We start from the raw sequence: 3,118 nt of genomic DNA, 5'->3' as shown, positions 1-3,118 counted from the left end.
GTCAGCAGCGCCGCCAACGCCGCGTGCACCACCATGAACGGCGTCGCCCGGAACTCCCGCGCCAACTCCACCACCCGCCCGTGCAACCACGGCGGGATCGAGAGGGGCACGCTGTCCCCCCGGTGCGAGGGGACGGCGGGTCGGGGCCGGTCGGCGGGCAGCGACAGCTCCTCGGGGGAGCCGGCCAGCGCGCCTTGCCAGTAAGCGAGTTGGGCGGACAGTGCGCTGTCTTCCTCCCGCTCGTCCCCCAGGCGGACCTGCTGCCACAGGGCGTAGTCGGCGTAGGAGACCGGCAGCGGCGGCAGGGCCGGGGCCCGGCCGGCGTGGCGGGCGGCGTAGGCCGCGGCCAGATCGGCGATCAGCGGCCGCTGCGACCAGGCGTCGGTGGCGATGTGGTGCATGACCAGGAGCAGGGTGTGCTCGTCGGGCGCCGTGGCGAACAGGTATGCGCGCAGCGGTGGTTCGGCGTCCAGCCGGAACGCGTGATCGGCCGCTTCCCGCAGTAGGCGGGGGAGTTCGTCCTCGTCGGTCCGGACGGGCCCGGTGAGCGGAGCCGGGCCGTCGGCGGGCAGGACGACCTGGTGCGGGCCGTGCTCGTCCTCGGCGAAGACGGTACGCAGGCTCTCGTGCCGGGCGACCACGTCCCCCAGCGCGGCCCGCAGCGCGGCCACGTCCAGCGGACCGGCCAGGCGCAGCGCCAGCGGGACGTTGTAGGTGGCGCTCGGCCCCTCCAGTTGCCGGACGAACCACAGGCGGCGCTGGGCGTAGGAGAGGGGCAGCCGCTCGGGGCGCGGGTCGGCGGGGCGCAGCCGGGGTCCGGTCTCGCCCGCCGCGGAGAGCGCGGCGGCGAGGCCGGCCACGGTCGGTGTCTCGAAGACCTCACGGACCCCCAGTTCGACGCCGAGTGTGCTGCGGACGCGGGCGACAAGTCGGGTGGCGAGCAGGGAGTGGCCGCCCAGGGCGAAGAAGTCGTCATCCACGCCGATCCCGGACGCGCCCAGCACGTCGGCGAAGAGCCCGCACAGGATCTCCTCGCGCGGCCCGCGCGGCGCCCGTCCGGGGCCCCGGCCGGTTGTCGCCTCGGGCGCGGGGAGCGCGGCCCGGTCCAGCTTGCCGTTCGCGGTCAGCGGCAGGCCGCCGTCCAGCACCACCAGCGCCGAGGGGACCATGTACTCGGGCAGCACCGCCCGTACGGTGGCGGACACGGCCTTCTCGTCGAGTACGCCGCTCCCGCCGGCCGGTACCAGATAGCCGACCAGTCGGGCGGAGCCGGTGGCGTCCGGGCGCACGGCGGCGGCGGCCCTGCCGACACCGTGCGCCTGTGCCAGGGCCCTCTCGACCTCGCCCAGTTCGATCCTGAACCCGCGGATCTTGACCTGGTCGTCGGTCCTGCCCAGGTGTTCCAGACTTCCGTCCGGCCGCCAGCGGGCGAGGTCGCCGGTGCGGTACATCCGCTCCCCCGGCCCCCCGAACGGGCAGGCCACGAACCGCTCGGCGGTCAGCCCCGGCCGGCCCAGATAGCCCCGGGCCAGCCCGGCCCCGGCCAGGTACAGCTCGCCCGGCACTCCGTCGGGCACGGGCCGCAGCGCGGCGTCGAGCACGTAGGCGGCGGTGCGGGCGATCGGCGCCCCGGTCGACACGGCGCCGCCGTGCGCCTCCAGGGTCTCGGCGGTGATGTGCGCGGCGGTGGACCAGACGGTGGTCTCCGTCGGTCCGTACAGGTTGAGCAGGCGGTCGCCCAGCGGCGCGCGGCCGGGTTCCAGGAGGGTGCGGGCGAGGGCGGGCGGCAGCGCCTCGCCGCCCACCAGCACGCGCAGGGCTGTGAGGTCGAGGCCGCCGTCCACAGCCATGGCGTGCCACCAACCGGGAGTGGCCTGGACCACCGTCACGCCCTCGCGGGCACAGAGGGACCTCACGGCCGCGGGGTCGCGCTGGGCGGTGGCGTCGGCAAGGACGACCGTGCCGCCGGTGAGCAGCGGGGCGAAGATCTCCAGGACGGCGATGTCGAAGGAGACCGTGGTGACCGCCAGCAGCCGGTCCTCGGGACCCAGTTCCAGCCGCTCGGTCATGTCGGCGAGGAAGTTCGCCACGGCCGACCGGGTCACCATGACGCCCTTGGGACGGCCGGTGGAGCCGGAGGTGTAGATCGTGTACGCCAGTTCCTCCCCCCACTCCCGCTCCCGCGCCCGCGTGCCTTCGGCCGGTGCGGTGCCGGGGGCGGCGGCCAGGCGTGCCGCGGTGGCCGGGGCGTCCAGGACGAGCAGCGGGGCGGGCACCGGCGGGAGGCCGCGCGCGAGGTCGGTCGTCGTGATGACGCAGCCGGGCGCGGAGTCGGTGAGGATGTCCGCCAGGCGGCTCTTCGGGTGGTCGGGGTCCAGCGGCAGGTAGTGCAGGCCCGCCTTCCAGACGGCGAGCAGAGCCACCGGAAGCAGCGCGCCACGCGGCAGGGCGACGGCGACGGGTCCGCCGCGCCCGGTGGCGCTCCGGGACAGCAGTGCGGCGAGCCGGTCGGCCCGTGCGTCGAGTTCGGCGTAGTCGATCCGCTCCTCGCCCGCGACCAGGGCCGTGGACCGGGGAGTCCTGGCGGCCTGGGCCTCGAACCGCCGCAGCGGGGAGGCGCCGGACAGGGCGCGGGCCGTGTCGTTGCGCCGGACGAGGAGGTCGTGCAGCTCGGCCTCGCTCAGGACGGGAATGCGGCTCAGCGGGGTGCGGGGCTCCGCGACCGCCGCTTCGAGCAGCCGGAGGTAGCGTTCGGCCGTCCTTCGGGCCGTGCTCTCGTCGTACAGGTCGGCGCTGTACTCCAGCACGCCCCGCATCCCGGCCGCCGTGCCGTCGGCCGCCCGGTCCTCGTTGAAGGACAGCGACAGGTCGAACTTGGCCGCCGCGATCTCCACCGTCTCGGGCCGCACCAGGACGTCCGATGCCCGGTCGGCGGGTCCTTCGTCGGGCGCCGCGCCGTTGTTGAAGGCCAGCAGGACCTGGAAGAGCGGGTGGCGGACCAGGGAGCGCGCCGGGTTGAGCACTTCCACCAGGCGTTCGAAGGGGAGGTCCTGGTGCGCGTAGGCTCCCAGGTCGGTGGCCCGCACGCGCTCCAGCAACTCCCCGAAGCCCGGGTCGC

The 3,118-nt window shown here is 75.5% G+C and carries 1 protein-coding gene; it reads right to left on the bottom strand.

All coding sequences use genetic code 11. The features are described 5' to 3' along the window. Positions 1–3,118 (bottom strand): amino acid adenylation domain-containing protein (locus ACF1FZ_RS34970; RefSeq protein ID WP_391777395.1); only part of this gene is annotated, 3,118 nt, incomplete at both ends.

The organism is Streptomyces sp. NPDC014623, assembly GCF_043088245.1.
In the GTDB taxonomy this organism is placed as follows: domain Bacteria; phylum Actinomycetota; class Actinomycetes; order Streptomycetales; family Streptomycetaceae; genus Streptomyces.
This window is presented reverse-complemented; position numbering and strand designations above follow the sequence as displayed.